At 66.0% G+C, this 24642-nt stretch carries 22 protein-coding genes and 1 pseudogene; 15 read left to right on the forward strand and 8 right to left on the reverse strand.

Going from position 1 to position 24642, the window contains the following annotated elements:
- Window positions 1-116 precede the first annotated feature (116 nt).
- Window positions 117-2399, forward strand: a complete 2283-nt coding sequence (locus B146_RS25025) for a ComEC/Rec2 family competence protein (RefSeq protein WP_081630909.1) — start codon at window positions 117-119, stop codon at window positions 2397-2399.
- Here the strand turns inward: B146_RS25025 and lexA are convergent.
- The 6 genes from lexA to B146_RS0104390 all read right to left on the reverse strand — a co-directional run bounded on the left by lexA (window position 2353) and on the right by B146_RS0104390 (window position 8563).
- On the reverse strand, window positions 2353-3084 hold the full coding sequence (lexA, locus tag B146_RS0104365) for a transcriptional repressor LexA (RefSeq protein ID WP_019995198.1): 732 nt from the start codon (window positions 3082-3084) through the stop codon (window positions 2353-2355). The two genes, B146_RS25025 and lexA, sit on opposite strands and share 47 nt — an antisense overlap.
- 71 nt (window positions 3085-3155) lie before the next feature.
- Window positions 3156-4367, reverse strand: coding sequence for a molybdopterin molybdotransferase MoeA (locus B146_RS0104370; RefSeq protein WP_026358319.1), 1212 nt, complete (start codon window positions 4365-4367; stop codon window positions 3156-3158).
- Complete coding sequence (gene moaC / locus B146_RS0104375; protein WP_019995200.1) at window positions 4364-4846, reverse strand: cyclic pyranopterin monophosphate synthase MoaC; 483 nt, start codon at window positions 4844-4846, stop codon at window positions 4364-4366. Before moaC ends, B146_RS0104370 begins: the two co-directional genes overlap by 4 nt.
- Window positions 4843-5652, reverse strand: a complete 810-nt coding sequence (trpC, locus tag B146_RS0104380; RefSeq protein ID WP_019995201.1) for an indole-3-glycerol phosphate synthase TrpC — start codon at window positions 5650-5652, stop codon at window positions 4843-4845. The genes moaC and trpC overlap by 4 nt, the downstream gene beginning before the upstream one ends.
- Window positions 5649-6668 (reverse strand): anthranilate phosphoribosyltransferase, encoded by a 1020-nt coding sequence (gene trpD, locus B146_RS0104385; protein ID WP_019995202.1) that lies wholly within the window; start codon window positions 6666-6668, stop codon window positions 5649-5651. The genes trpC and trpD overlap by 4 nt, the downstream gene beginning before the upstream one ends.
- An 8-nt stretch (window positions 6669-6676) precedes the next feature.
- Window positions 6677-8563, reverse strand: a complete 1887-nt coding sequence (locus B146_RS0104390; protein WP_019995203.1) for a peptidylprolyl isomerase — start codon at window positions 8561-8563, stop codon at window positions 6677-6679.
- A 165-nt stretch (window positions 8564-8728) separates the two neighbouring features.
- On the opposite strand from B146_RS0104390, the gene tpiA reads away from it, so the two are divergent.
- The 14 genes and pseudogenes from tpiA to B146_RS0104460 all read left to right on the forward strand — a co-directional run bounded on the left by tpiA (window position 8729) and on the right by B146_RS0104460 (window position 22878).
- Window positions 8729-9493 (forward strand): triose-phosphate isomerase, encoded by a 765-nt coding sequence (gene tpiA / locus B146_RS0104395; RefSeq protein WP_019995204.1) that lies wholly within the window; start codon window positions 8729-8731, stop codon window positions 9491-9493.
- Window positions 9494-9573: 80 nt separating this feature from the next.
- Window positions 9574-10059 (forward strand): annotated as a pseudogene (gene secG, locus B146_RS0104400) (preprotein translocase subunit SecG); the annotation flags it as partial.
- A gap of 222 nt (window positions 10060-10281) precedes the next feature.
- Window positions 10282-11910 (forward strand): CTP synthase, encoded by a 1629-nt coding sequence (locus tag B146_RS0104405; protein ID WP_019995206.1) that lies wholly within the window; start codon window positions 10282-10284, stop codon window positions 11908-11910.
- A 22-nt stretch (window positions 11911-11932) separates the two neighbouring features.
- Complete coding sequence (kdsA, locus tag B146_RS0104410; protein WP_019995207.1) at window positions 11933-12766, forward strand: 3-deoxy-8-phosphooctulonate synthase; 834 nt, start codon at window positions 11933-11935, stop codon at window positions 12764-12766.
- A 78-nt stretch (window positions 12767-12844) separates the two neighbouring features.
- Window positions 12845-14125: a phosphopyruvate hydratase gene (gene eno / locus B146_RS0104415; protein ID WP_019995208.1), complete on the forward strand. Its 1281-nt coding sequence runs from the start codon at window positions 12845-12847 to the stop codon at window positions 14123-14125.
- Window positions 14126-14266: 141 nt separating this feature from the next.
- Window positions 14267-14587, forward strand: a complete 321-nt coding sequence (locus tag B146_RS0104420) for an FtsB family cell division protein (RefSeq protein WP_026358321.1) — start codon at window positions 14267-14269, stop codon at window positions 14585-14587.
- A gap of 145 nt (window positions 14588-14732) precedes the next feature.
- Window positions 14733-15827, forward strand: a complete 1095-nt coding sequence (pdhA, locus tag B146_RS0104425; RefSeq protein ID WP_019995210.1) for a pyruvate dehydrogenase (acetyl-transferring) E1 component subunit alpha — start codon at window positions 14733-14735, stop codon at window positions 15825-15827.
- 9 nt (window positions 15828-15836) lie between these two features.
- Window positions 15837-17258 carry a pyruvate dehydrogenase complex E1 component subunit beta gene (locus B146_RS0104430; RefSeq protein ID WP_019995211.1) on the forward strand — a complete coding sequence of 474 codons (1422 nt, stop codon included), beginning with the start codon at window positions 15837-15839 and terminating at the stop codon, window positions 17256-17258.
- A gap of 175 nt (window positions 17259-17433) precedes the next feature.
- A complete protein-coding gene (locus B146_RS0104435; RefSeq protein WP_019995212.1) occupies window positions 17434-18846 on the forward strand; it encodes a pyruvate dehydrogenase complex dihydrolipoamide acetyltransferase in 1413 nt (470 codons plus the stop codon).
- A 32-nt stretch (window positions 18847-18878) separates the two neighbouring features.
- Window positions 18879-19514 (forward strand): SGNH/GDSL hydrolase family protein, encoded by a 636-nt coding sequence (locus B146_RS0104440; protein WP_019995213.1) that lies wholly within the window; start codon window positions 18879-18881, stop codon window positions 19512-19514.
- A 49-nt stretch (window positions 19515-19563) separates the two neighbouring features.
- Window positions 19564-21015 (forward strand): dihydrolipoyl dehydrogenase, encoded by a 1452-nt coding sequence (gene lpdA, locus B146_RS0104445; RefSeq protein WP_019995214.1) that lies wholly within the window; start codon window positions 19564-19566, stop codon window positions 21013-21015.
- A gap of 119 nt (window positions 21016-21134) precedes the next feature.
- Window positions 21135-21389: a GlsB/YeaQ/YmgE family stress response membrane protein gene (locus B146_RS0104450; protein ID WP_019995215.1), complete on the forward strand. Its 255-nt coding sequence runs from the start codon at window positions 21135-21137 to the stop codon at window positions 21387-21389.
- A 42-nt stretch (window positions 21390-21431) separates the two neighbouring features.
- Window positions 21432-22403, forward strand: a complete 972-nt coding sequence (lipA, locus tag B146_RS0104455; protein WP_026358322.1) for a lipoyl synthase — start codon at window positions 21432-21434, stop codon at window positions 22401-22403.
- A gap of 4 nt (window positions 22404-22407) precedes the next feature.
- The gene (locus B146_RS0104460) at window positions 22408-22878 is read left to right on the forward strand and encodes a type II toxin-antitoxin system RatA family toxin (RefSeq protein WP_019995217.1); all 471 of its coding nucleotides are present in this window, start codon (window positions 22408-22410) and stop codon (window positions 22876-22878) included.
- Here the strand turns inward: B146_RS0104460 and B146_RS0104465 are convergent.
- Together B146_RS0104465 and B146_RS0104470 are read right to left on the reverse strand one after the other, a co-directional pair.
- Window positions 22875-23378: a CinA family protein gene (locus B146_RS0104465; RefSeq protein WP_019995218.1), complete on the reverse strand. Its 504-nt coding sequence runs from the start codon at window positions 23376-23378 to the stop codon at window positions 22875-22877. The genes B146_RS0104460 and B146_RS0104465 overlap by 4 nt on opposite strands.
- Window positions 23375-24577, reverse strand: a complete 1203-nt coding sequence (locus B146_RS0104470) for a bifunctional 2-C-methyl-D-erythritol 4-phosphate cytidylyltransferase/2-C-methyl-D-erythritol 2,4-cyclodiphosphate synthase (RefSeq protein WP_019995219.1) — start codon at window positions 24575-24577, stop codon at window positions 23375-23377. The genes B146_RS0104465 and B146_RS0104470 overlap by 4 nt, the downstream gene beginning before the upstream one ends.
- Window positions 24578-24642 lie beyond the last annotated feature (65 nt).

Consider the following 24642-nt stretch of genomic DNA (forward strand, 5'->3'; position numbering starts at 1 on the left):
GGGCGCGACGGGGTCGCAAGCCCTTGCGGGTCCTGCGCAAACGCCGATCGCCTCGGGCTGCGCTTTCATCCCGGGCTGTGTAACATACGCCGAAGAGGACTCAAGGCGGGGCGAACGTGCCGGCATCGGGGGCGGAAACCAGACCTCTGGCGGGGCAGCGCGAGGACGGCTCGTCCGCCTCTGCCGTTCCGTCCGCTGCCTCCGCACCGCACCCGCATGGCCCGACCGCTTGGCGCAAATGGCTCGCGCAGGAGATCGAGACGGAACGGGCGCTCAGGTCCGCGTTTGCGCTCCTGCCCATCGGAATGATGCTCGCGATCGGCCTCGTCTTTGGAACCGGATGGCGGCCCGCCGTCTGGCTCGGCCCCGCGATCGGTGTCGCGTGCATAGGCGGCAGCATCGCAGGCGCTGGTTGGCCCTTCCTGCGGTCGGTGCTTCTCGTTCCGCTTGGCTTCGCTCTCGGCCTATTCGCCAGTTGGGTCGAACTGACGGTAACGCGCACCACGATCCTGTCCGGCGATGCCACGGTTCGCATCGTCGGCCGCGTCGGGCTGCGCGAACAGGACGATCGTGGCCGATATCGCTACACGATCGATCTCGAACGCACGGAGCGCCCGACGCTGAGCCGCCCGCCGGAGCGGGTCCGCGTTCTCGTGTCCAGCCGCCACGCTCCCTTGAGCATCGGCGCCCGCTATGAAGGTCTCGTGCGCCTGCGCCCGCCTGCCGGCCCCGCATTCCCGGGCGCTTACGACTTCGCCTTCATGCCCTTTTTCGAGGGCACCGGGGCGTTCGGCTATTCGCTCGGGCCGCCCAAGCCTTCGGAGGCACCTGCCGAGCTTTCCTTCATGGAATGGATCGCCGACCTTCGTCTCGGCATGGGCGAGCGCATTCGCGCGGTTCTGCCCGACGAACGCGGGGCGGTGACGGCCGCGCTCATCAACGGCGAGCGAGCCGGCATTCCCGACGAGATCGAAAACGCCCTGCGCGCGACGGGCCTCGCGCATGTTCTGTCCATCTCGGGTTTCCACATGGCGCTCGTCGCCGGCATGGTGATGGTGCTCGTGCGCTCCGTCCTCGCCGCCTTTCCCGCGATCGCCCTTCGATGGCAGGTCCGCAAGATCGCGGCGCTCGCGGCTCTCTTCGTCACGGGATTCTACTTCCTTCTGGCGGGCGACAACGCGGCGACAGAGCGCTCCTTCATCATGATCGCTATCATGCTCGGCGCGGTCCTGGTAGACCGCCCCGCGCTGACGCTTCGCAACGTCGCGATCGCCGCGCTTTTCGTCATGGCGATTTCGCCTCATGCGCTCATGACCGCGACGTTCCAGATGTCCTTCGCCGCGACGGCCGCCTTGATCGGGGCCTATGGCGCCTATGCGCGCTGGTCGCGCGGCTCGGAGGCAGCGGGCTCGTCGTTCCGCACGCTTCTTCTCGTCATCGTCGGCGTCTTCGTCTCGTCGCTGATCGCAGGGGCGGCGACGGCACCCTACGGCATTTATCACTTCCAGCGCGCCGCCCCGTTCGGGCTTCTCGCGAACGTCCTCGCGACGCCGATCTTCTCGTTCTGGATCATGCCGCTGGCGCTCGCGAGCGCCTGCCTGATGCCCTTCGGGCTCGAATATCTGGCACTCCGCCCGATCGGTTGGGGGCTCGATCTCGTGTTCTGGATGGCAAAGAGCTTCGCGAACACGCTGCCCGATTATGCGGTCGGTCAGATCGGCGCGCGAAGCCTTCTGTGCTTCACCGCCGCCTTGCTGCTTCTATCTTTTTGCCAGAGCCGGCTGCGATGGACGGCGCTCCTGCCGCTAATGCTCGGTCTTGCCCTCATCCCACCGACGGTGCGGCCCGAACTGCTCGTGTCCGAGGACGCGAAGGATGTCGCCGTGATCTTAGAGGGCGGTCGCGTCCTCCATCTGCGCAAGCGGCCGAACCGTTTCATCTCGCAGCAATGGGACCGCGCCTTCGAGCTGAACGTCGCCCGGGGGAAAGGGCGGACGTCGGGTTTCGACTGCGCTGATAATATCTGCCGCGCTCAAACGCGGTCGGGCCTGCGCGTCGCCTGGACGGATAAGCTGGAGCGAATCGGCGAGGTCTGCGACACGGCTGATGTCGCGATCGTCGCGCGCGCGCCGCGCATGAGGGCCTGTCGATCCGGCGCGCGGCTCGTCACCCTTCGAACGCTTCGTGAAACGGGTGCGCTGGCATTGGAGCGAAACGATGCCGGATGGCGTCTCGCCGCGTCGGTTCCATCTCCTTTCGAGGAATGGAATCGCCATCGAGCCGAGCCTTGGCCCGAACGGCAGGCGCGAGAAACCTCCGACCGCGTGCGCCCCAAGACGGGCGATCCCTCCGTCAGTGATAGCGCCGAATCAGTCCGACAAGGCGACCCTGAACCTTGACCCGGCCGGCTTCGAGAACGCGCGTCTCGTAGGCCGGATTGGCGGCTTCCAGTTCCACCATCGCGCCACGGCGACGAAACCGCTTCAGCGTCGCCTCTTCCTCGTCGATCAACGCGACGACGATCTCGCCGGCCGTCGCCGTATCCGCGCGTTGGATCAGAACCGTGTCGCCGTCGAGAATGCCGGCATCCTCCATCGAATCGCCTTTGACCTCCAGAGCGTAGTGCTCGCCCTGGCCGAACATCTCGATCGGCAAAGCGATGGAGCGGCTGGTCTGCTGAATCGCTGATATCGGAACACCGGCGGCGATCCGGCCCATCACGGGCACCGGCATGGAATCGTTTGCCGCATCCGGCGCTTCCGTCCGCGAGGCCGCCGCCCCACGGGGCGGGAAGGCGATCACCTGCGACTCCCCGACCTCCGCCTCGCGCGCCTGCGCCGCGTTTCCGTCCTTGGCCTTCGCACCCATCGAATCGGGCAGTCGTACGACTTCCAGCGCCCGCGCCCGGTTGGGCAGACGGCGAATGAACCCGCGCTCTTCCAGAGCGGTGATCAGGCGGTGAATGCCCGACTTGCTCTTGAGATCGAGCGCCTCCTTCATCTCGTCGAAGGACGGGGGGACGCCGACGGTTTGCAGGCGATCATGAATGAAGAGGAGCAATTCATGCTGCTTGCGGGTCAACATCGATCGTATCCAACCAAAACAAAACCTGAACAAAGCTTATATGTTCTGTTTGTGTTCTGCAAGGAACCCCGTCAACTCAATCGCACGAACTCGCAGGGGTCACCCGGCTGCCCGGCCGGAGCGTGGGGTGGCCGCACCAGGAGAACGTCGGCCTGCGCGAAAACGCTGAGAAGCGACGAATCCTGCCGGGGTGCGGGCATGATCACCGGCTGGTTCGAATCCCCCGGAACGATCCGGCTGCGCATGAACTCCGCGCGGTGGTCGTTCGCTGGAACGTCGGCGCCGAGCACGCCCTGCTCATAGGGCGCGCGGGCAGGGCGCCCGGCCAGGGCTTCCACCAGGGGACGCAGAAAGAGTTCGGCGGTGACGAGGCTGGAGGCGGGGTTGCCGGGCAGTCCGAGAAAGCGCAACGGGCCGAGACGGCCCGCCATCAAGGGCTTGCCCGGCCGCATCGCGACCTTCCAGAAATCCAGCGTCACGCCGCGCTCCCGCAGAACCGGCCCGACGAGATCGTGATCGCCGACCGAGGCGCCGCCGATGGTCACGAAGACATCGGCCTCGTCTTCCAACGCGCGCTCGAACACGCGCACCAGCGAATCCCGGTCGTCCTCGACGATCCCGTAGGAAAGAACCTCGCCGCCCGCCGCCTCGACGATCGCGGCGATGCCGAAGCCGTTGGAGGCGACGATCTGGGACGGAGCGGGGCGCGTGCCCGGCATGACGAGTTCGCTACCGGTCATCAGGATCGCGACGCGTGGCCGCCGGTAGACCTCGACGTCCGCATGCCCTCCGCTCGCGGCAAGCGCGATGCCGGCCGGGCGGAAAAGCGCGCCTGCGGGCAACAGCACATCGCCTTCGCGAAAGTCATTTCCCGCTGGCCGGATATGGCGCCCCACAGCGACGGGCTCGCGCACGAGCACGGTCCCGGCCTCCAGCCGTTCGGTGTTCTCCTGGATGACCACCGCGTCGGCTCCGACAGGGACGGGCGCCCCCGTGAAAATCCTCACGGCCTGTCCGGCGCGCACCGAGCCCTCGAAGGGAACGCCGGCCGCCGATTCGCCGATCACGGACAGCGGGGTCTCAGCGGACGTCAGGTCGGCCGCGATCAGAGCGTAACCATCCATCGCCGAGGCGTCGAAGGAGGGCTGCGTGAGGGTGGCGCGAAGGTCGGCCGCAAGGCGCCGACCGGCCAGAGCCGCAAGAGGCAGCCGCTCGGTCCGCGCCACCGGCGCGACATCCGACAGGAGTCGCGCCCGAGCGTCCTCGACCGGAACGAGGCTCACGCCGCGCTCCAACTGCCCGATCGACCGCCGGTCTTCTCGACAAGTCGGATATTGCTGATCACCATGTCGCGATCCACCGCCTTGGCCATGTCGTAGATCGTGAGGCAGGCGACGGACACGGCCGTCAGCGCCTCCATCTCGATCCCCGTCTTGCCGGACACGCGGCACGTCGCCGTCACGCGGAGGCCGGGAAGCGCGGGCTCGAATTCGAGGTCCAGCGACACCTTCTCCAGCATGAGCGGATGGCAGAGCGGGATCAGCTCGTGCGTCTTCTTGGCGCCCATGATCCCGGCGATCCGCGCGATGGCGACGACGTCACCCTTCTTGGCGCTGCCTTCGCGGATGAGCTCGAGCGTTTCCGCCTTCATCAGGACGAGGCCCTCGGCGCGGGCCGTGCGCACCGTCTCAGCCTTGTCGCCGACATCCACCATATGCGCGGCGCCATCCGGTTGAAGATGCGTCAGCGTGGCGCCGCTCATGCGGCCGCCCCTTCCGAGCCGAACAGAAGCTGGCGCGCCGCCGCCTCGACATCGGCTTTGCGCATCAGGCTTTCACCGACGAGGAAGGTGCGCACGCCCGATTGCGCCAGACGCTGGCAATCCGCATGCGATTCGATGGCGCTTTCGCCGATGAGCATCCGGTCATCAGGCACGAGCTTTGCCAGGCGCTCGCTCGTGGATAGACTGGTCTCGAACGTGCGCAGATTGCGGTTGTTGACGCCGAAGAGCGGCGAGCGAAGCTTCAGCGCACGTTCGGCCTCCGCCTCGTCGTGAACTTCGAGCAGCACGTCCATCCCGAGATCGAAGGCGGCGTCTTCGAGGTCTCGCGCCAGCAAATCGTCCACGGCGGCGAGGATGATCAGGATGGCATCCGCTCCCCAGGCGCGGGCCTCCGAGACCTGATAGGTGTCGAACAGGAAATCTTTCCGCAGCGCCGGGAGCGCGGTCGCGGCGCGGGCCTCGGTCAGATAAGCGGGCGAGCCCTGAAAGGAGGGAATGTCGGTCAGGACGCTGAGGCAGGCGGCGCCGGCGCGCTCATACGCTTGCGCGATCGCGACCGGCGCGAAGTCCGGCCGGATCAATCCTTTCGAGGGACTGGCCTTCTTGACCTCGGCGATCAGTGCGAACTGACCCGCCGCGTGCTTGCGGCGGAGCGCGTCGGCGAAGCCGCGCGGCGGCGCTTCGGTCCGGATGGCGTCTTCCAGAGCCGACAAAGGCGTCTCGCGCTTGGCGTGCGCGATCTCGTCTCGCTTGTAGGCCTCGATCTTCGTGAGAATATCCGTCACGCGCTTTTTCCCCCAACCGAACGGGACACGGAAATGAGGCGCGACAACGCCTCGTTCGCGGCACCGCCAGCCAGCGACATCTCCGCCAGCGCGACGCCTTCCTCCAGCGAGGAAGCCTTGTCGGCCACGATCAGCGCGGCGGCCGCGTTCAACAGGACGATGTCGCGATAGGCGCTCGGCTCGTTGGCGAGAACGCGGCGCAGCGCAGCCGCGTTGTGCTCCGCTTCGCCGCCCAGAAGATCGCCGATCGGATGCTCGCCGAGGCCGGCGTCGCCGGCCCGGATGACGGTCTCGCGAACCTCGCCCTGTTCCAGAATGGCGACATGCGTTTCACCGCACACGGTCATCTCGTCGAGACCGTCGCCATGGACGACCCAGGCCTTTTCCACTCCGAGCGCCCGGAGCGCTTCGGCGACGGGCAGAACCCACTCGCGCGCATAGACGCCAAGGAGAAAACGCTTCACGCCGGCCGGGTTGGCGAGGGGACCGAGCAGATTGAAGATCGTCCGGGTTCCGAGCTCGACACGGCTCGGACCGACGAAGCGCATGGCTGCGTGATGCGTCGGTGCGAACATGAAGCCCATTCGGGCCGCCGCGATGACCTCGCCGATCTGGCCGGGCGTCAGGTCCACATCGACGCCGAGCGCCGCCAGAACGTCGGCAGAGCCCGACCGGGACGAAAGCGCGCGATTGCCATGCTTGGCGACGGGCACGCCGCAGCCGGCCACCACGAAGGCCGCGCAGGTCGAAACGTTGAACGTCCCCGCCTGATCGCCGCCCGTGCCGACGATGTCGATCGAATCGGACGGAGCAGCGACGGGCGCCATGTTGGCGCGCATCACGTCGACCGCGCCGGCGATCTCCTCCACGGTCTCACCGCGCACGCGCAGCGCCATCAGGAAGCCACCGATCTGGGAAGGCGTGGCCTCGCCCGACATCAGAATGGAGAAGGCGCGACGCGCTTCCTCGCGGTCGAGCGCGCCGCCGGACGCGACCTTGTTTAGAAGCGGCTTCATGCCTGCGCTCATCGCACGCCCACCTTTGCCTGCTGGATCGCGGCCTGGTTGTAGGACACATCGATGCCCGACTGGAGCTCGGTGATGAAGCTCTGCTCCAGATCGCCGCGCAGCGCCTGCGACAGGCCGTCCTTCGTCGTCTGCGCGACGACGGAGGCCGGGTCGGCGAGCGGAGCGACCTCGGACACCTGCAGCACCAGCGCTTCGCCGGATTCGCGCGCGGGGGTGGAGGCCACGAGACCCTGCGGCCCCGAGAAGGCCGCGCGCATTCCGGCTTCTCCGAGAACCGGCACGGCGGTGGAGCGGGTCAGGCCCGGCGCAGTCTGCGGCGTCAGACCTTCGACCTCGGCCATGTCCTGGAACGACTGGCCCTTCTGCACGCGGTCGGCCAGCGCGCGACCCCGGTCGATCACCATCTGCACGGCTTCGTCCTGCTTCCAGTCGGCGAGAACGCGATCGCGCACCTCCTCCAGCTTGCGATCGCGCGCGGGCGTGATCTCGCCGAGCACAGGGAAGACGTAGCTGTTCCCATCGAAATTCACGGGGGCGATGTCGCCGCCTTCCTCGGCGCCGAACACGGCGGCGAGAACCTGCGCCTTGCCGGGGATCGTCTCGATGCTCTCGCCCGTGGGCGTCACACCTTCGCGCGACACGGCCGGCACGGTCTCGACCGTCACGCCGGCCTGCTGCGCGGCTTCGGCGAGCGGCGCACCGCTCTGGAGAGCTTCGGTCAGCGTGTTGTAGGCGTTGGTGATCCTGGCATTCGTCGCCGACTTGGCGAGCGTGTCACGGATCTCGGTGCGCACGGCGTCGAGCGGGCGAACCACTTCGGGCTGGACCGAGGTCACCTCGAGAATGACGGGACCGAACGGTCCATCCACGACGGCGGTCGGAACGTTCGGCTGGGCCGAGAAGGCCGCGTCTCCGAGCGCGCCATTGCCGAGTTCGGCACGTCCGATCGTGCCAAGATCCGCGACCTGGCGACCGGCCGCCATGGCGGCATCGGCGAGCGACGCGCCGTTTCGGATCGCGGTCTCGGCCGCGTCCGCCGCCGCACGGTCGGGGAACACGACCTGTTGCACCGCGCGACGCTCGGGCGTCGTGAACTCGGCCCGGTTCGCTTCGTAGTAGCGGGTGATTTCCTCGTCCGTCACCTTGTCGGTCTCGGCCATCGTGGCGCGCGTCAGCGCGACATAGGTGAAGGCGCGATATTCCGGCGCGCGGTAGGTGTCCGTCTGCTCGGTGAAATAGCTGGCGAGTTCCTCCTCGCTCGGATCGGCGATGCTGTCGGCCGGCTGCGGCTGGAGAACCACATACTGGATGGTCCGCCGCTCGCCATTATAGGCGCCGAGCGCATCCACGAAGGCGGCGGGAATCGTCACGTCGTCCGTCACGGAGCCGATCAGCTGGCTGCGAACGGCGGTTCGCCGGAGGTCCGCCAGATAGGCGGCTTCGTTCAGACCGGCATTGGCGAGGACCGCGCGCATCACGTCGCGGGAGAACTGTCCGCTCCCGTCGTGGAAGGCCTCCTGCTGCTGAATCAGGGAGATCATGCCGACGTCCGAAACACCAAGCCCGGCGCGTTCGGCCGCCTGGTCCACCACGGCGCCCGCGCGGAGCTGTGCGAGAACGGTCTGGTCGACACCGAACATCGCCGCCTGCTCGGCCGTCGGCCGCCGCTGCAACTGCTGGCCCAACCGGTTCATGGCCTGCTGATAGGCCTGTTGATACTCGGCCACCGTCACGCGCACGTCGCCGGCTTCGAGCACGGTCGTGCCGGCCCCCCGCGTATGCAACACGTCCGTGATGCCCCAAACAACGAAACTGAGGGCCAATGCACCCAGAAAAAATTTGGCAACCCAGCCCGAGGCACCGCGACGCATCTGGTTCAGCATTCGCTGCGAACTCCGATCAATCCATCTTCGCGATGTCGAATAGGCATTCCGGCCACGGAAAGAAAGAAGCTCTTCGCTCGCAGGGGTTTGATTTCGGCAATCCGGCTCGCTAGCTCATCGTCCGGCGCGGCTCCGAACGAGCCACGCCAAACCGGGGAGAGAGACGTGACGCGCCGAAAGCTGATCGCGGGAAACTGGAAGATGAACGGCCTGACGGGGCACCTCGACGAGGTGCGGGCCATTTCCGAAGGGAGCCGCGATGGAGCGATCGACATCGACATTCTCCTGTGTCCGCCGGCGACGCTCATCCGCCCGATCAGCGACATGCTGAGCGAGGGCGGACATGTGCAGGTCGGCGGGCAGAACTGCCATAAGGCCGAAAAGGGCGCCCATACGGGCGAAGTGTCGGCCGAGATGCTGCGCGATGCCGGCGCGACCCATGTCATTCTCGGCCACTCGGAGCGCCGCGCCGATCACGGCGAAGGCAACGATACCGTGCGCGACAAGCTCGCAGCCGCCCATCGCGCGGGGTTGGTCGCCGTGGTCTGCATCGGCGAGACGCTGGCGCAGCGCGAGGCCGGCGAGACGCTGACGGTCCTCGGCGACCAGCTGGCCGGCTCGCTCCATGACGACGTCTCCCCCAGCGATACTGTGATCGCCTACGAGCCGGTCTGGGCGATCGGAACCGGCAAGACCGCGTCGCCCGACGATGTCGCCGAAGTGCACAAGCATCTGCGCCAGCGTCTCGGCGAACGGTTCGGGGAGGAGCGCGGGCAGGGCTTCCGCCTTCTGTATGGCGGGTCGGTTCAGCCGGGCAACGCGGCGGCCCTCATGGCCGTGGCCGACGTCGACGGCGCGCTGGTCGGCGGGGCGAGCTTGAAGGCCCAGGATTTCCTCGCCATCTGCGAGGCGGCCCGTAACTGCCGATAGCGGTTGCACAATAGGGTTGGAATAAAGCGAGGCCTCCTATAGAAGGCGCGCAACTCTCGAACGATTGTGCGCGAACTCCCATGCAGACTGTCCTGATCGTCATTCATCTTCTGATCGTCCTCGCGCTGGTGGTGGTCGTTCTGATTCAACGCTCCGAAGGCGGTGGCCTCGGCATGGGAGGCGGCAGCGGCGGCGGCCTGATGACGGCGCGCGGCGCGGCTAACATGCTGACCCGCACGACGGCGATCCTGGCGACGCTGTTCTTCATCACCTCCATGGCGCTGGCCATCATGGCGCGCTACGGATCGGACCCGCTGGACATCCTGAACCGCGTGCCCGCCGGCCAGACCGCGCCGGGTGCGGCACCGGCAGCCGGCGGATCGCTGCTCGACCAGCTCGGCGGCCTGCCCGATCAGTCCTCGACCAATGGCGGCGTCCCCGCCGGCGGAACTTCGGCCAACGGAGCGGCACCCGCTTCCGCACCGACGACGCCCGCACCGGCGCAGAACCAGGGCGGGGTGCCCACCGGCGCCGATGCCGCTCCGGCTCAGCAGATTCCCGCCAATCCCGCTCCGCAGGCGCCGAATGCCGGCTCTCAGCCGACCGTTCCGCCGGTGGAAGCGCCGGCGCCCGGTGCGACCAATGGCGCGGCGAGCACGACGCCCGCTCAGCCGGCGCAGTAAGCTCGGGCTCTCACCTGATATCGTGGGGCGCTTCGGCGCCCCATTTCGTTTACGGCCGATTTTATGGCTGGCCGAATCCTCACTGAAAGCGTATCGGGAAGGCCCATGGCGCGATATATTTTCATCACTGGCGGCGTGGTTTCCTCTTTGGGGAAGGGCATCGCCTCGGCGGCGCTCGGCGCTCTTCTTCAGGCACGCGGATACCGCGTGCGTCTCCGCAAGCTCGATCCGTATCTGAACGTCGATCCCGGCACGATGAGCCCGACGCAGCACGGCGAAGTCTTCGTCACCGATGACGGAGCGGAGACCGATCTCGATCTCGGCCACTACGAGCGCTTCACCGGCCGCTCGGCCAACCGGATGGACAACGTCACTACCGGGCGCATCTATCAGGAGCTGATCGCCAAGGAGCGGCGCGGCGACTTCCTCGGCGCGACGGTGCAGGTCATTCCGCACGTCACGGACGCCATCAAGGCCTTCGTGCTCGAAGGCAACGAGGAATACGATTTCGTCCTGTGCGAAATCGGCGGCACGGCCGGCGACATCGAGGCCATGCCCTTCATGGAAGCCATCCGTCAGCTCGGCAACGATCTGCCGCGCGGCGGGGCCGTCTATGTCCACCTGACGCTCATGCCGTATATTCCGAGCGCCGGCGAGCTGAAGACCAAGCCGACCCAGCATTCGGTGAAGGAGCTTCGCTCCATCGGCATTCAGCCCGACATTCTCCTCGTGCGCGCCGATCGGCCGATCCCGCGCGAGGAACGCCGCAAGATGAGCCTGTTCTGCAATGTCCGCGAAAGCGCGGTCATTCAGGCGCTCGACGTCGCGACGATCTACGACGTGCCGATCGCCTACCACAATGAAGGGCTTGACACGGAAGTGCTCGCGGCCTTCGGCATCGATCCGGCGCCCAAGCCCAAGCTCGATCGCTGGCATCAGGTCGTGGAGGGCATCGCCCATCCCGAAGGCGAAGTCACGATCGCCGTCGTCGGCAAATATACCGGCCTGAAGGACGCCTATAAGTCGCTGATCGAGGCGCTGCAGCACGGTGGCATCGCCAACCGCGTTCGCGTCAAGCTCGACTGGATCGAGTCGGAGGTCTTCGAGAAGGAGGACCCGACGCCCTATCTCGAGCGCGTCAGCGGCATTCTCGTTCCCGGCGGCTTCGGCGAGCGCGGGTCGGAAGGCAAGATCGCCGCCGCCCGATTCGCGCGCGAACACAACGTTCCCTATTTCGGCATCTGCTTCGGAATGCAGATGGCGGTGATCGAGGCGGCGCGTTCGCTGGCCGGCATCGAGAACGCCGCGTCCACAGAGTTCGGTCCGACCGACGAGCCGGTGGTCGGCATCATGACCGAATGGATGAAGGGCAACGAGCTGGAGCAGCGCGCCAGCGAGGGCGATCTCGGCGGCACGATGCGTCTCGGCGCCTATACCGCTTGCTTCCAGCCGGACTCGCGCATCGCCGCGATCTATGGCGACACGAAAGTGGAAGAGCGGCACCGCCACCGTTACGAGGTCAACCGCACCTATCGCGCGCGGCTGGAGGAAGCGGGTCTGCGCTTTGCCGGCATGTCGCCGGACGGGCTTCTGCCGGAGACGGTGGAACTGCCCGACCATCCCTGGTTCATCGGCGTCCAGTATCACCCCGAGCTGAAGTCGCGGCCCTTCGAGCCGCATCCGCTCTTCGCCTCGTTCATCGGCGCCGCCGTGGAACGCTCCCGCCTCGTTTGACATGCTTGCGAAAGACGCCGCGATGACCCGACCCAACGCCTCCGTCAATCTTCGCGGCGTCACCTTCGCGCAGGATCGGCCCTTCGCGCTGATCGCCGGCCCCTGCCAGATGGAAAACCGCGATCATGCGATGATGATCGCGGAGCGCATGAAGCGTCTGACGGCCGATCTCGGGATCGGCTATGTCTTCAAGGCGAGCTTCGACAAGGCGAACCGGACCAGCCTGTCCGGCCGTCGCGGCATCGGCCTTGGCGGCGCGCTTCCCGTATTCGACGAAATCCAGCGCACTTTCGACATTCCCGTCCTGACCGACGTCCATACGGAAGAGCAGTGCGCCGAGGTCGGCGAAGTCTGCGACGTCCTGCAGATCCCGGCCTTTCTCTGCCGCCAGACCGATCTCCTGATCGCCGCCGCGCGCACGGGCCGGGTGGTGAACATCAAGAAGGGCCAGTTCCTCGCCCCTTGGGACATGCGCAATGTCGCGGCCAAGGTCAGCGAGAGCGGCAATCCCAACATCCTCCTGACCGAGCGCGGCGCCTCCTTCGGCTACAACACGCTCGTGTCCGATTTCCGCTCGCTTCCGATCATGGCCGAGATCGGTGCGCCGGTCGTGTTCGACGCGACGCATTCCGTCCAGCAGCCGGGCGGGCAGGGCGGCTCTTCGGGCGGCGAGCGGCGCTTCGTGGAAACACTGGCGAAGGCGGCCGTCGCGGTCGGCGTCGCCGGCCTCTTCATCGAGACGCACGAGAACCCCGACACCGCGCCGTCGGACGGGCCGAACATGGTGGCGCTCGACGACATGCCCGAGCTTCTGCGCCGCCTGAAGGCGCTCGACGCAGCCGCCAAGGCGTTCTGACACAATCTCAACTCGCGCCGGGTCCGTTTCGGCGGAGTCGGTGCGCATCCAAGCTCCAAGCCGAACGAGGGAACGAGCATGACGGCGATCATCGACATCATCGCGCGAGAAATTCTGGACAGCCGCGGAAATCCGACCGTCGAGGTCGACGTCGTGCTCGAAGACGGCTCGATGGGCCGCGCCGCCGTTCCCTCCGGCGCCTCCACGGGCGCGCACGAGGCGGTGGAACTGCGCGACGGTGACGACCGCTACGGCGGCAAGGGCGTGCAGCAGGCGGTGCAGGCCGTCAACAACGACATTCTCGAGGCGCTGGTCGGCTTCGAGGCCGAGAACCAGATCCGCATCGATTCGGTGATGCGCTCGCTCGACGGCACGGCCAACAAGAGCCGTCTCGGCGCCAACGCCATTCTCGGCGTGTCGCTCGCGGTCGCCAAGGCCGCCGCTGAGTCAGCCGGTCTGCCGCTCTACCGCTATGTCGGCGGCGCGAGCGCCAGCGTTCTGCCGGTGCCGATGATGAACATCATCAATGGCGGCGCGCATGCCGACAATCCGATCGACTTCCAGGAATTCATGATCATGCCGGTCGGCGCGGAAAGCTTCCGCGAGGCGCTGCGCATGGGCGCGGAGATCTTCCACACCCTCAAGAAGGGTCTGAAGGACGCCGGGCACAACACCAATGTCGGCGACGAGGGCGGCTTCGCCCCCAATCTCGCGTCCGCGAAGGACGGGCTCGACTTCGTGATGCGCTCGATCGAGAAGGCGGGCTACCGTCCGGGCGAGGACATCTTCCTCGCGCTCGACTGCGCCTCGACCGAGTTCTTCAAGGGCGGCGTCTACGATCTCGAAGGCGAGAAGCGCAAGCTGTCCGGCGACGAGATGGCGGCCTATCTCGCCGAGCTCGCCGGCGCCTATCCGATCATCTCGATCGAGGACGGCATGGCCGAGGACGACTGGGCCGGCTGGAAGTCGCTGACCGACCGGATCGGCGGCAAGGTGCAGCTCGTCGGCGACGATCTCTTCGTCACCAACTCGGCGCGCCTGCGCGAGGGCATCGAGAAGCAGGTCGCGAACTCCATCCTCGTCAAGGTCAACCAGATCGGCACGCTCAGCGAGACGCTGGACGCCGTGAATGTCGCGCATCGCGCCGGCTACACCGCCGTCATGTCGCATCGCTCCGGCGAGACCGAAGACTCCACCATCGCCGATCTCGCGGTCGCGACGAACTGCGGTCAGATCAAGACCGGCTCGCTCGCGCGTTCGGACCGGCTCGCCAAGTACAACCAACTTCTTCGCATCGAGGAAGAGCTGGGCGACCAGGCCGTCTATGCCGGCACGAGCATCCTGCGCGGTCGGCGCTGATCCGACGCGACGCTGAAAACTGATCGAAGGGGTCGCCGAAAGGCGGCCCTTTTTTTGCGTTCGCGAAAGCTGTGGCAAGGATTCGTCAGGCTTAACGGCGTTTTAACGGGGTCTTGCGAGAGTGGCGGGACGGAGAGTCACATGCGCACCAAACAACGACGGAAATCCTGGTTCACGCCTTTGATCGTTCCCGCGATCACGCTTCCCTGCCTCGCCTATTTCGCGGCGCAGTCGCAGACCGGACGCTATGGGCTCGAGGCGAGCGAAGAGATGAAGATCGAACTCGCCGCAAAGACGAAGAGCTACAACGACCTCGTTCTCACGCGTAAAGCGCTCGAACAACGCGTCAAGTTGCTCAGTGATGGGACGCTGGAGCGTGATATGATCGACGAGCGGGCTCGTCGGGCTCTCAACATGTCCAACGAGACCGAGATCACCATTCTAGGAAACTGGAAAGGATAACTGGATTTCGGTTATATATTGCCGCATTGCAGCAATTAACTGAAGTCAAGTTAAGCCCGCTCGATCCCTTGCCCTGCAGGTCGCTGTCGCTATACTGCGCGCCGATCGGTCCGCTTTCGCGGGCGTCGAGGACGAGGAATCACTGATGGCAACGGGTAAGCAGAAGGCCGGCGTAGTCGACGTGGCCGAACAGGACGCGCAGTCCTCTGCCGAGATCGTCAAGACGCTCGAAAGCTTCGAGCCACCCGCTCCCCTGGAGTTTTCCCGCGACGAGGACATGCGCGCCTATCGCGACATGCTCCTGATCCGTCGCTTCGAGGAAAAGGCCGGCCAGCTTTATGGCATGGGCCTGATCGGCGGCTTCTGCCATCTCTATATCGGCCAGGAAGCGGTCGTCGTCGGCATGCAGATGTCGATGAAGGAAGGTGATCAGGTCATCACCGGCTATCGCGACCATGGCCACATGCTGGCCACGGGCATGGAATCGCGCGGCGTCATGGCCGAGCTCACGGGTCGCCGCAACGGCTACTCGAAGGGCAAGGGCGGCTCGATGCACATGTTCTCCAAGGAGAAGAACTTCTACGGCGGCCACGGCATCGTCGGCGCCCAGGTTTCCCTTGGAACGGGCCTCGCCTTCGCCAACCGCTATCGCGGAAACGACTCGGTCTCGATCACCTATTTCGGCGACGGCGCGGCCAACCAGGGCCAGGTCTACGAGAGCTTCAACATGGCCTCGCTGTGGAAGCTCCCGGTCATCTACATCATCGAGAACAATCGCTACGCCATGGGCACGGCGATCAACCGCGCCTCGGCCGAGACGAATTTCGCTCATCGCGGCATCTCCTTCAAGATTCCCGGCATCCAGGTTGACGGCATGGACGTCCGCGCCGTGAAGGCGGCGGGCGACCTCGCGGTCGCGCATTGCCGCGAAGGCAAGGGGCCGATGATCCTGGAGATGATGACCTACCGCTATCGCGGCCACTCCATGTCGGACCCCGCCAAGTACCGCACCCGCGACGAAGTGCAGAAGATGCGCGCCGAGCGCGATCCGATCGAGCAGGTTCGCCTCCGTCTCATGGAAGCGCACAATGCCTCCGAGGAGGATCTGAAGGCGATCGACAAGGAGGTGCGCGACATCGTCGCCGACGCCGCCGATTTCGCGCAGAACGATCCCGAGCCGGACGTGTCGGAACTGTGGACCGACATCTACGCCGACGAAGTCCCGCAGGCTGCGGAGTAAGAGGGCACCATGCCGATCGAAATCCTGATGCCCGCCCTTTCTCCGACGATGGAAGAGGGCACTCTCTCGAAGTGGGTCAAGAAGGAGGGCGACAGCGTCGCCCCCGGTGACGTCATCGCCGAGATCGAAACCGACAAGGCCACGATGGAAGTCGAGGCCGTGGACGAAGGCACGATCGGGAAGATCCTGATCGAAGCCGGCACCGAAGGCGTGAAGGTCAACGCTCCGATCGCGATCCTCCTTACCGAGGGCGAGAGCGCCGACGACCTCGGCAAGCCGGCCGCCAGCGGACCGAAGGCGGAAACGGCCGCGGTTCCGCAGGAATCGAAGCCGGACTCGTCCGACGCCGACAAGTCGAAGCCGGCGCCGGTTCCCGCCAGCAGCCTGTCGCACCCGGCCGTCGAGGATGCCGACGGCGACTATGCCGAGGAAATCCCTGCCGGTACCAAGCTCGCCACGATGACGGTGCGCGAGGCGCTTCGCTCGGCCATGGCCGAGGAAATGCGTCGCGACGAGAACGTCTTCCTGATGGGCGAGGAAGTCGCCGAATATCAGGGCGCCTACAAGATCAGCCAGGGCCTTCTGGACGAATTCGGCGCGCGGCGCGTCGTGGACACGCCGATCACCGAGCATGGCTTCGCCGGCATGGGCGTCGGCGCGGCCTTCGCCGGCCTGAAGCCGATCGTCGAGTTCATGACCTTCAACTTCGCCATGCAGGCGATCGACCAGATCATCAACTCCGCCGCCAAGACGCTCTACATGGCCGGCGGCCAGATGGGATGCCCGATCGTGTTCCGTGGGCCGAACGGCGCCGCCGCGCGCGTCGCCGCGCAGCACAGCCAGGACTACGCGGCCTGGTACGGCCAGATCCCGGGCCTGAAGGTCGTCATGCCGTTCACGGCCGCCGACGCCAAGGGCCTCCTGAAGTCGGCGATCCGCGACCCGAACCCGGTGGTCTTCCTCGAGAACGAGATTCTCTACGGCCATTCCTTCGAGGTGCCGGACACGGACGACTGGATCGTTCCGATCGGCAAGGCGCGCATCCACCGCAAGGGCAAGGACGTGACGATCGTCTCGTTCGGCATCGGCATGACCTATGCCATCGCCGCCGCCGAGCAGCTCGCCAAGGAAGGGATCGACGCGGAGGTCATCGACCTGCGGACCATTCGTCCCCTCGACATCGAGACGGTCGTGCGGTCCGTGAAGAAGACCAATCGCTGCGTCACGGTGGAGGAAGGCTGGCCGCAGGGTTCGGTCGGCGGTCACATCGCCTCCGAGCTCATGGTCCGCGCCTTCGACTATCTCGATGCGCCGGTGCTGAAGGTCTGCGGCAAGGACGTTCCGATGCCCTATGCCGCGAACCTCGAAAAGCTCGCGCTGCCCTCCGCCAAGGACGTGGTCGAGGCGGTCAAGGCGGTCTGCTACCGTTAAGGTCAGGGGCGCGCCGCACGAAGCGCGCCCGGCAACTTCAAGGAGGCGGCGCGGCGCGCCGTCTCCCGCCGCGCAACGGTGCGGGCAGAGCGGAGCCAAGCCTTTCGCCGCCCGGTTTTGCTAATTCTATGGATTCGATGCCCCGCCACGAGGGCGCTTGAGGAGATCCGGGCCGATGCCGATCAACGTGACGATGCCGGCGCTCTCGCCGACCATGGAAGAAGGCAATCTCGCGAAGTGGCTGGTCAAGGAAGGTGACAAGGTTTCCTCGGGCGACGTGATCGCCGAGATCGAGACCGACAAGGCGACGATGGAAGTCGAAGCCGTGGACGAGGGCACGGTCGCGAAGATCCTTGTTCCCGCCGGCACCGAAGGCGTGAAGGTCAACGCCGTGATCGCGATCCTCGCCGCTGAAGGCGAAGACGCCTCGGCCGCTTCGGCAGGTGGCGACAGCGCCAAGCCCGCTGCCTCGCAGGCCGCCGCCAGCGACGCCGCCGTGGTCGGCTCGCAGGCCGAGGCCAAGGACGCCAACCAGCGCGGCTACGAGCGTCCGGCCGAAACCGCATCCGCCAGCGAGGGCGGCCAGGGCGGTGCCTCGAAGGCAAGCGCCAGCAGTGGTTCGAGCCGCGTGTTCGCGTCCCCGCTCGCGCGTCGGATCGCCAAGGAACAGGGCGTCGACCTGTCAGGCGTGTCCGGCTCGGGGCCGCATGGTCGCATCGTGAAGGCCGATATCGAGCGCGCCGCGCAGGCGCCGAAAGCAGCGAAAGCCGAGAGCGCGGCGCCCGCGTCGCAGGCCACCGCCGCACCCGCTCAGGCCGCCGCGCCGGTCGCCAAGGCGTCCAACGACGACTCCATTCTCAAGCTCTTCCCCAAGGATTCCTACGAGTCGATCCCGCATGACGGGATGCGCAAGACGATCGCCAAGCGTCTCGTCGAATCCAAGCAGACCGTTCCGCATTTCTACCTTTCGGTGGATTGCGAACTCGACGCGCTGCTGGCCCTGCGCAAGCAGCTGAACACCGCCGCCCCCATGATCAAGGGCGAGGCGGGCGAGCGCCCGGCCTACAAGCTTTCGGTCAACGACATGGTTATCAAGGCCATGGCCTGCGCGCTGAAGGCCGTTCCGGATGCGAACGTGTCCTGGACCGACAGCGCCATGCTGAAGCACAAGCACGCCGATGTCGGCGTCGCGGTGTCGATCGAAGGCGGCCTGATCACCCCGATCATCCGCCGCGCCGACGAGAAGACGCTCTCGGCCATCTCCAACGAGATGAAGGACCTCGCCAAACGCGCCCGCGCGCGCAAGCTGAAGCCCGAGGAATATCAGGGCGGAACGACGGCCGTCTCCAATCTCGGCATGTTCGGGATCAAGGACTTCTCGGCCGTGATCAACCCGCCGCATGCGACGATCCTGGCGGTCGGCGCGGGCGAAGAGCGGGCCGTCGTGAAGAGCGGCGCCGTGGCGATCGCCAACGTGATGACAGTCACGCTCTCAACCGACCACCGCGCGGTCGATGGTGCGCTCGGCGCCGAACTGATCTCGGCCTTCAAGCAGTTCATCGAAAACCCGATGAGCATGCTGGTCTGAGCCACGGAACCTCGAGGGACAGGGAGCCGGCGATGAAGACCATTCTCTGCTACGGCGACTCCCTGACCTGGGGTTACAATGCCGAAGGGCCGGGTCGTCATGCCCATGACGACCGCTGGCCCTCGGTCGTCGGTGCGCAGCTCGGCGCAGGCGTTCGCATCATCGCCGAGGGTCTGAATGGTCGCACCACGGCCTATGACGATCATCTGGCGCAGGCCGATCGGAACGGCGTGCGGCTTCTGCCGAGCCTTCTTGCCTCGCACGAGCCGATCGATCTCGTGGTTCTGGCGCTCGGGACGAACGATTTGAAGCGCCATACCGGCGGCGGCGCGGCCTATCAGGCCGCAGCCGGCATGGAGCGGCTGATCTCGATCGTCAGCGGATTTCGTTCGAGCTTCGGTTTTGCGATGCCTTCGATCCTCATCGTGTCGCCGCCGGCGCTCGTGCCGACCGACGACGCGGATTTTCGCGACATGTTCGGCGGAGCGATCGAGGAATCGCACAGGCTGAAGCCGGCCTATGAAAGGCTCGCGCAGCGCGCGCAGTGCGCCCATGTGGCGGCGAGCGATCATTGCGAGGCGACCCCGCTCGATGGGGTGCATCTCGACGCAGCGAATACACGGGCGCTTGGCCAAGCCATCGCCGCTGGATTGACCACTCTCCTTTGACCCATCGGCGCGCCTGCGCCCATTCTTTCTCCATCAGGGAGCCGCTCTTATGGCCGACAGCTACGACATTCTCATCATCGGCGGCGGTCCGGGCGGCTATGTCGCGGCGATCCGCGCCGCGCAGCTCGGCTTCAAGACCGCCGTGGTGGAGCGGGAGCACATGGGCGGCATCTGCCTCAACTGGGGCTGCATCCCGACCAAGGCGTTGCTGCGCTCGGCCGAAATCTTCCACTATGCCGAACATGGCGAGAGCTACGGGCTGAAGATCGAGAAGCCGAGCTTCGACATCGGCGCCGTGGTGAAGCGCTCGCGCGGTGTGTCGGCGCAGCTGAACGGCGGCGTCGCGATGCTGATGAAGAAGAACAAGATCGACATCATCTGGGGCCAGGCCAAGATCACCAAGGCCGGGAAGGGCGCTCCGGTGGAAGTCGAGGTCGGTCCGTCGACCAAGCCCGCCGTTCAGCCGCAGAACCCGGTTCCCAAGAACGCGCTCGGCCACGGCACCTACAAGGCCAAGCACGTGATCGTCGCCACGGGCGCGCGTCCGCGCGTGCTGCCCGGCATCGAGCCGGATGGGGACCGCATCTGGACCTATTTCGAGGCGATGAAGCCGGCCTCCATGCCGAAGTCGCTGATCGTCATGGGCTCGGGCGCGATCGGCATCGAGTTCGCGTCCTTCTACCGCACGATGGGCGCCGAGGTGACGGTGGTCGAACTCCTGCCGCAGATCCTGCCCGTGGAGGATGCGGAAGTCGCCGCCGTCGCGCGCAAGCAGTTCGAAAAGCAGGGCATGAAGATCTTGTCGGACGCCAAGGTCGCCAAGGTCGCCAAGACCGGCGCGGGCGTCGAGGTGACGGTGGAGCAGGGCGGCAAGACCGAAGTGCTGAAGGCCGAGCGTCTGATTTCGGCGGTCGGCGTGCAGGGCAACACCGAAGGTCTCAATCTCGAAGGCGTCGGCGTCGCGATCGAGCGCGGCATCGTCAAGATCGACGCGGTCGGCCGCACCAATGTCGAGGGCATCTATGCGATCGGCGATGTCGCCGGGGCGCCGATGCTGGCGCACAAGGCCGAGCACGAAGGCACGATCTGCGTCGAGGCGATCAAGGGCCTCCATGTTCACCCGATGAAGCGCGAGCAGATCCCCGGCTGCACCTACTGCCAGCCGCAGGTCGCCTCGGTCGGCTTGACGGAAGCGAAAGCCAAGGAGAGCGGACGCGAGATCAAGGTCGGCCGCTTCCGCTTCGTCGCCAACGGCAAGGCGATCGCGCTCGGCGAGCCCGACGGTCTCGTGAAGACGATCTTCGACGCCAAGACCGGCGAGCTCCTCGGCGCTCACATGGTCGGTGCGGAAGTCACCGAACTGATCCAGGGCTTTGTGGTCGCGATGGGTCTGGAAACCACGGAAGAGGACCTGATGCACACGGTCTTCCCGCATCCGACCCTGTCCGAAATGATGCACGAAAGCGTTCTCGACGCCTACGGCCGCGTCATTCACATGTAAGGCGGAAGAATCCCGGTTCCGACGCCGTTCGCAGCCCCTTTCTTGCCTTGACCGGCCACATTTTCGCCCATCTACCCTGAGGGCGAGCCAAACGGCCGCAGGTGATAAGGAGTTTCTGTATGAACGGCGTCGGAATCATCATGTCGATCATCCTCGGCAGCTTGGCTGGATGGATCGCCGAAAAGATCATGAAGGCCAATGTTGGCCTCCTGACCAACATCATCCTGGGCATCGTCGGCGCCCTGTTCCTCAACTTCATTCTGGGCCTGCTCGGCGTCTACACGACTCCGTCCTACCTCGTTCAGTTCATCGTCGCCATTATCGGCGCCTGCATCCTGATCTTCCTCTGGCGCGCGATCCGCGGCCGGGCCTAAGGTCTCGTTGCGTCCCGAGGTGGCCTATCCTAAATAGGGCTCATGGTCACCGTTCTCGACACGCGCAAAGTGGCTGAGGCATCGCCTCGGCCACGCCATCCCGAAAAGGCTCACCGTCCTGACACGGAGGTGCTGCCGAAGCCCGACTGGATTCGCGTCAAGGCGCCGGTGACACCGGGCTATTTCGAGACGCGCGAAATCGTCAAGTCGAACAAGCTGGTCACGGTCTGCGAGGAGGCCGGCTGCCCCAATATCGGCGGCTGCTGGGACAAGAAGCACGCGACCTTCATGATCATGGGCGGGATCTGCACCCGCGCCTGCTCCTTCTGCAACGTCGCGACCGGCCTGCCGCATGCGCTGGACCCCGAAGAGCCGGCGAGCGTTGGGCGCGCCGTCGCGAAGATGGGCCTGTCGCACGTCGTCATCACGTCGGTGGACCGCGACGACCTGCCGGACGGCGGGGCCGAGCATTTCGTGCAGACCATCCGCGCCATCCGCGCCGCCGCGCCGGGCACGACGATCGAAATCCTGACGCCGGACTTCCTGCGCAAGCCGGGCGCTCTGGAGCGTGTCGTCGAGGCCAAGCCCGACGTCTTCAACCACAATCTGGAAACCGTGCCGCGCAACTACCTGACGGTTCGTCCCGGCGCGCGCTATTTCCATTCGATCCGCCTTCTGCAGCGCGTGAAGGAGCTCGATCCGACGATCTTCACCAAGTCCGGCATCATGGTGGGCCTTGGCGAGGAGCGGAACGAGATTCTGCAGCTGATGGACGACCTGCGCTCGGCCGACGTGGATTTCATGACGATCGGCCAGTATCTCCAGCCGACGCGCAAACACCATCCGGTGATCCGCTATGTGACGCCGGAGGAGTTCACCTCCTTCGAGACGGTCGGCAAGACGAAGGGCTTCCTCCTCGTCGCATCGAGCCCTCTGACGCGCTCCTCGCACCATGCGGGCGAGGATTTCGAGCGCCTGAAGGCCGCGCGCTTGGCCAAGCAAGCCGCAGCCTAAGACGATGCCCAAGTTCGAAAGCAGCCGGATCGTCAAGCACACGCCGCGCGAGATGTTCGATCTCGTCGCGGATGTCGAACGCTACCCCGAATTCCTGCCGCTCTGCCAGAGGCTCGTCGTCCGCTCTCGCAAGGAGCGCGACGACAAGACCTTGCTCATCGCCGATATGACGGTGGCCTACAAGCTGATCCGCGAAACCTTCACGTCGCAAGTTCTCCTGAAGCCCTCGGATCTCGAGATCGACGTGAAATATATCGACGGACCGTTCCGCTATCTGGAAAATCGCTGGCTCTTCAAGCCGCATCCGGACGGTTGCGAAGTCGTGTTCTTCATCGACTACGAGTTCAAGAGCCGCACGCTCGGGCTCCTGATGGGGTCGATGTTCGACTTCGCCTTCCGACGCTTCTCGACCGCGTTCGAAGAACGGGCCGATCGGATCTACTCTTCTTCGCTGGCCGCGACGCAGCCTGGCTAGAGGCCGGGCTCCGCCTTGATCGCGGCCTCGAACAGTTCGAGCGCCACTCGAACGGACGCGGCGCGAACGGCGTCCCGGCCGATGGCTCCGAAGCGTTCGGCGCGATGGGTGACGCCCTTCGGCCCCGCCAACGCGAAATGAACGAGGCCAACCGGCTTGGTCTCGGACCCGCCGCCCGGCCCCGCGATCCCCGTAATCGACACCGCGAAATCGACGCCAGCACGCATGCGCGCGCCCTCGGCCATTTCCCGAGCCACGACTTCGGACACGGCGCCATGCTCGTCCAGACTGCGAGCGGACACGCCCAGGAGGTCCTGCTTGGCCTGATTGGAATAGGTGACGAAGCCGCGATCGAAGGCAGCCGACGAACCCTCGATCGCCGTGAGCGCGGCCGCGACGAGACCGCCGGTGCAGGACTCGGCGGTCGCCAGCGTCAGATTTCGCGCGGTGGCGAGACCGACGATGCCGTGCGCCAGGGCGAGAACATCCGCGCCGATCATAGGGACGTGTCGCGGTCGCCATAGACGACGCTAGCCGTCGCGATGGCCGCGATCCCCTCGCGCCGGCCGATGAAGCCGAGCATCTCGTTGGTCGTCGCCTTGATGGAGATGCGCTCGGGCTCGAGGCCCGTCATCTCGCCGATCGCCGCGACCATGGCGGGGCGATGCGGACCGACCTTCGGCGCTTCGGCGATCAGCGTCACGTCCACATTGCAGATACGCCCGCCCTTTTCCCGAACGATCTCCACCGCCCGGCGCACGAAGAGGCTGGAGGCCATGCCCTTCCATTGCGGATCGCTCGGCGGGAAATGCGTGCCGATATCGCCGGCGCCGCAGGTGGCCAGGAGAGCGTCGGTGAGGGCATGAAGGCCGACATCGGCATCGGAATGGCCGAGCAGGGCCTGATCATGCGCGATTTTCACGCCGCAAAGCGTGACGTGATCGCCCTCGACGAGCTGGTGAACGTCGTAGCCGTTTCCGGTTCTCACATCGATCATGCCGGATGTACTCCTCAGTCTCGTGTCGGCGGCGACGATATCGTCGGCGAGGGTAAGCTTGACGTTCCCGATCTCGCCGGGAACGAGCGCGACGGGCAGGTTGCGCCATTCGAAGAGGGAAGCATCGTCCGTGAAGGACAGGCTCGTCTCCCGTGCGGCCGCTTCATGGGCTTCCAAGATCAGATCGAAGGGAAAGCCTTGCGGGGTCTGCGCGGCATAGAGCGACTTGCGATCGACGGTCCCGGCAATGAAACCGCCGTCCGCCATGCGCTTGATCGTGTCGCTGACGGGCACGCTCGGAATGGCGCCGATCTCCGGCGTGATCGCATCCATCACCGAGGCGATCACCTGACGGGAGACGAAGGGGCGCACGCCGTCATGAATCAGAACCGAATCCGGCCTGGATGCCTGGAGTGCTTCCAGCCCTTTCAGGACGGAGGCCTGACGGGTGACGCTGCCGACCACGAGACGAACGCGGTCGCCGAAAGGCGAGAGAGCCGCCTGTGCCCGCTCGATATCGTCCGGGTGGACCAGAACGACGATGGATGAGAAGGCGAAGTCCCGCAGAAAGGCCTCGACCGTCCATTGCAGAACGGGTCGTCCTCCGATGCGACGGTACTGCTTCGGTCCCTCCACCGACTGACCGGCGCGCTCACCGCGCCCGGCGGCCACGATCACCACGGCCGTCTTACTCTGGTGCATTCGCTTCCCCCTCGCACCCAGTCGGATTATCGCAGCCCCGTCGAGTTGCAAGGCCTAAGCCATCC

It is taken from the genome of Aureimonas ureilytica DSM 18598 = NBRC 106430, assembly GCF_000382705.1.
Lineage (GTDB): Bacteria > Pseudomonadota > Alphaproteobacteria > Rhizobiales > Rhizobiaceae > Aureimonas > Aureimonas ureilytica.

Bases quoted from the DNA above. Each gene is read 5' to 3' on its own strand.
- B146_RS0104420 (WP_026358321.1), top strand. From the start codon at position 14,267: ATGCGCACCAAACAACGACGGAAATCCTGGTTCACGCCTTTGATCGTT.
- kdsA (WP_019995207.1), top strand. From the start codon at position 11,933: ATGACCCGACCCAACGCCTCCGTCAATCTTCGCGGCGTCACCTTCGCG.
- lexA (WP_019995198.1), bottom strand. From the start codon at position 3,084: ATGTTGACCCGCAAGCAGCATGAATTGCTCCTCTTCATTCATGATCGC.
- eno (WP_019995208.1), top strand. From the start codon at position 12,845: ATGACGGCGATCATCGACATCATCGCGCGAGAAATTCTGGACAGCCGC.
- B146_RS0104465 (WP_019995218.1), bottom strand. From the start codon at position 23,378: ATGATCGGCGCGGATGTTCTCGCCCTGGCGCACGGCATCGTCGGTCTC.
- lipA (WP_026358322.1), top strand. From the start codon at position 21,432: ATGGTCACCGTTCTCGACACGCGCAAAGTGGCTGAGGCATCGCCTCGG.
- moaC (WP_019995200.1), bottom strand. From the start codon at position 4,846: ATGAGCGGCGCCACGCTGACGCATCTTCAACCGGATGGCGCCGCGCAT.
- trpD (WP_019995202.1), bottom strand. From the start codon at position 6,668: ATGAAGCCGCTTCTAAACAAGGTCGCGTCCGGCGGCGCGCTCGACCGC.
- B146_RS0104470 (WP_019995219.1), bottom strand. From the start codon at position 24,577: ATGCACCAGAGTAAGACGGCCGTGGTGATCGTGGCCGCCGGGCGCGGT.
- B146_RS0104450 (WP_019995215.1), top strand. From the start codon at position 21,135: ATGAACGGCGTCGGAATCATCATGTCGATCATCCTCGGCAGCTTGGCT.
- B146_RS0104440 (WP_019995213.1), top strand. From the start codon at position 18,879: ATGAAGACCATTCTCTGCTACGGCGACTCCCTGACCTGGGGTTACAAT.
- lpdA (WP_019995214.1), top strand. From the start codon at position 19,564: ATGGCCGACAGCTACGACATTCTCATCATCGGCGGCGGTCCGGGCGGC.
- B146_RS0104460 (WP_019995217.1), top strand. From the start codon at position 22,408: ATGCCCAAGTTCGAAAGCAGCCGGATCGTCAAGCACACGCCGCGCGAG.
- pdhA (WP_019995210.1), top strand. From the start codon at position 14,733: ATGGCAACGGGTAAGCAGAAGGCCGGCGTAGTCGACGTGGCCGAACAG.
- B146_RS0104435 (WP_019995212.1), top strand. From the start codon at position 17,434: ATGCCGATCAACGTGACGATGCCGGCGCTCTCGCCGACCATGGAAGAA.
- B146_RS0104390 (WP_019995203.1), bottom strand. From the start codon at position 8,563: ATGCTGAACCAGATGCGTCGCGGTGCCTCGGGCTGGGTTGCCAAATTT.
- B146_RS0104405 (WP_019995206.1), top strand. From the start codon at position 10,282: ATGGCGCGATATATTTTCATCACTGGCGGCGTGGTTTCCTCTTTGGGG.
- B146_RS0104430 (WP_019995211.1), top strand. From the start codon at position 15,837: ATGCCGATCGAAATCCTGATGCCCGCCCTTTCTCCGACGATGGAAGAG.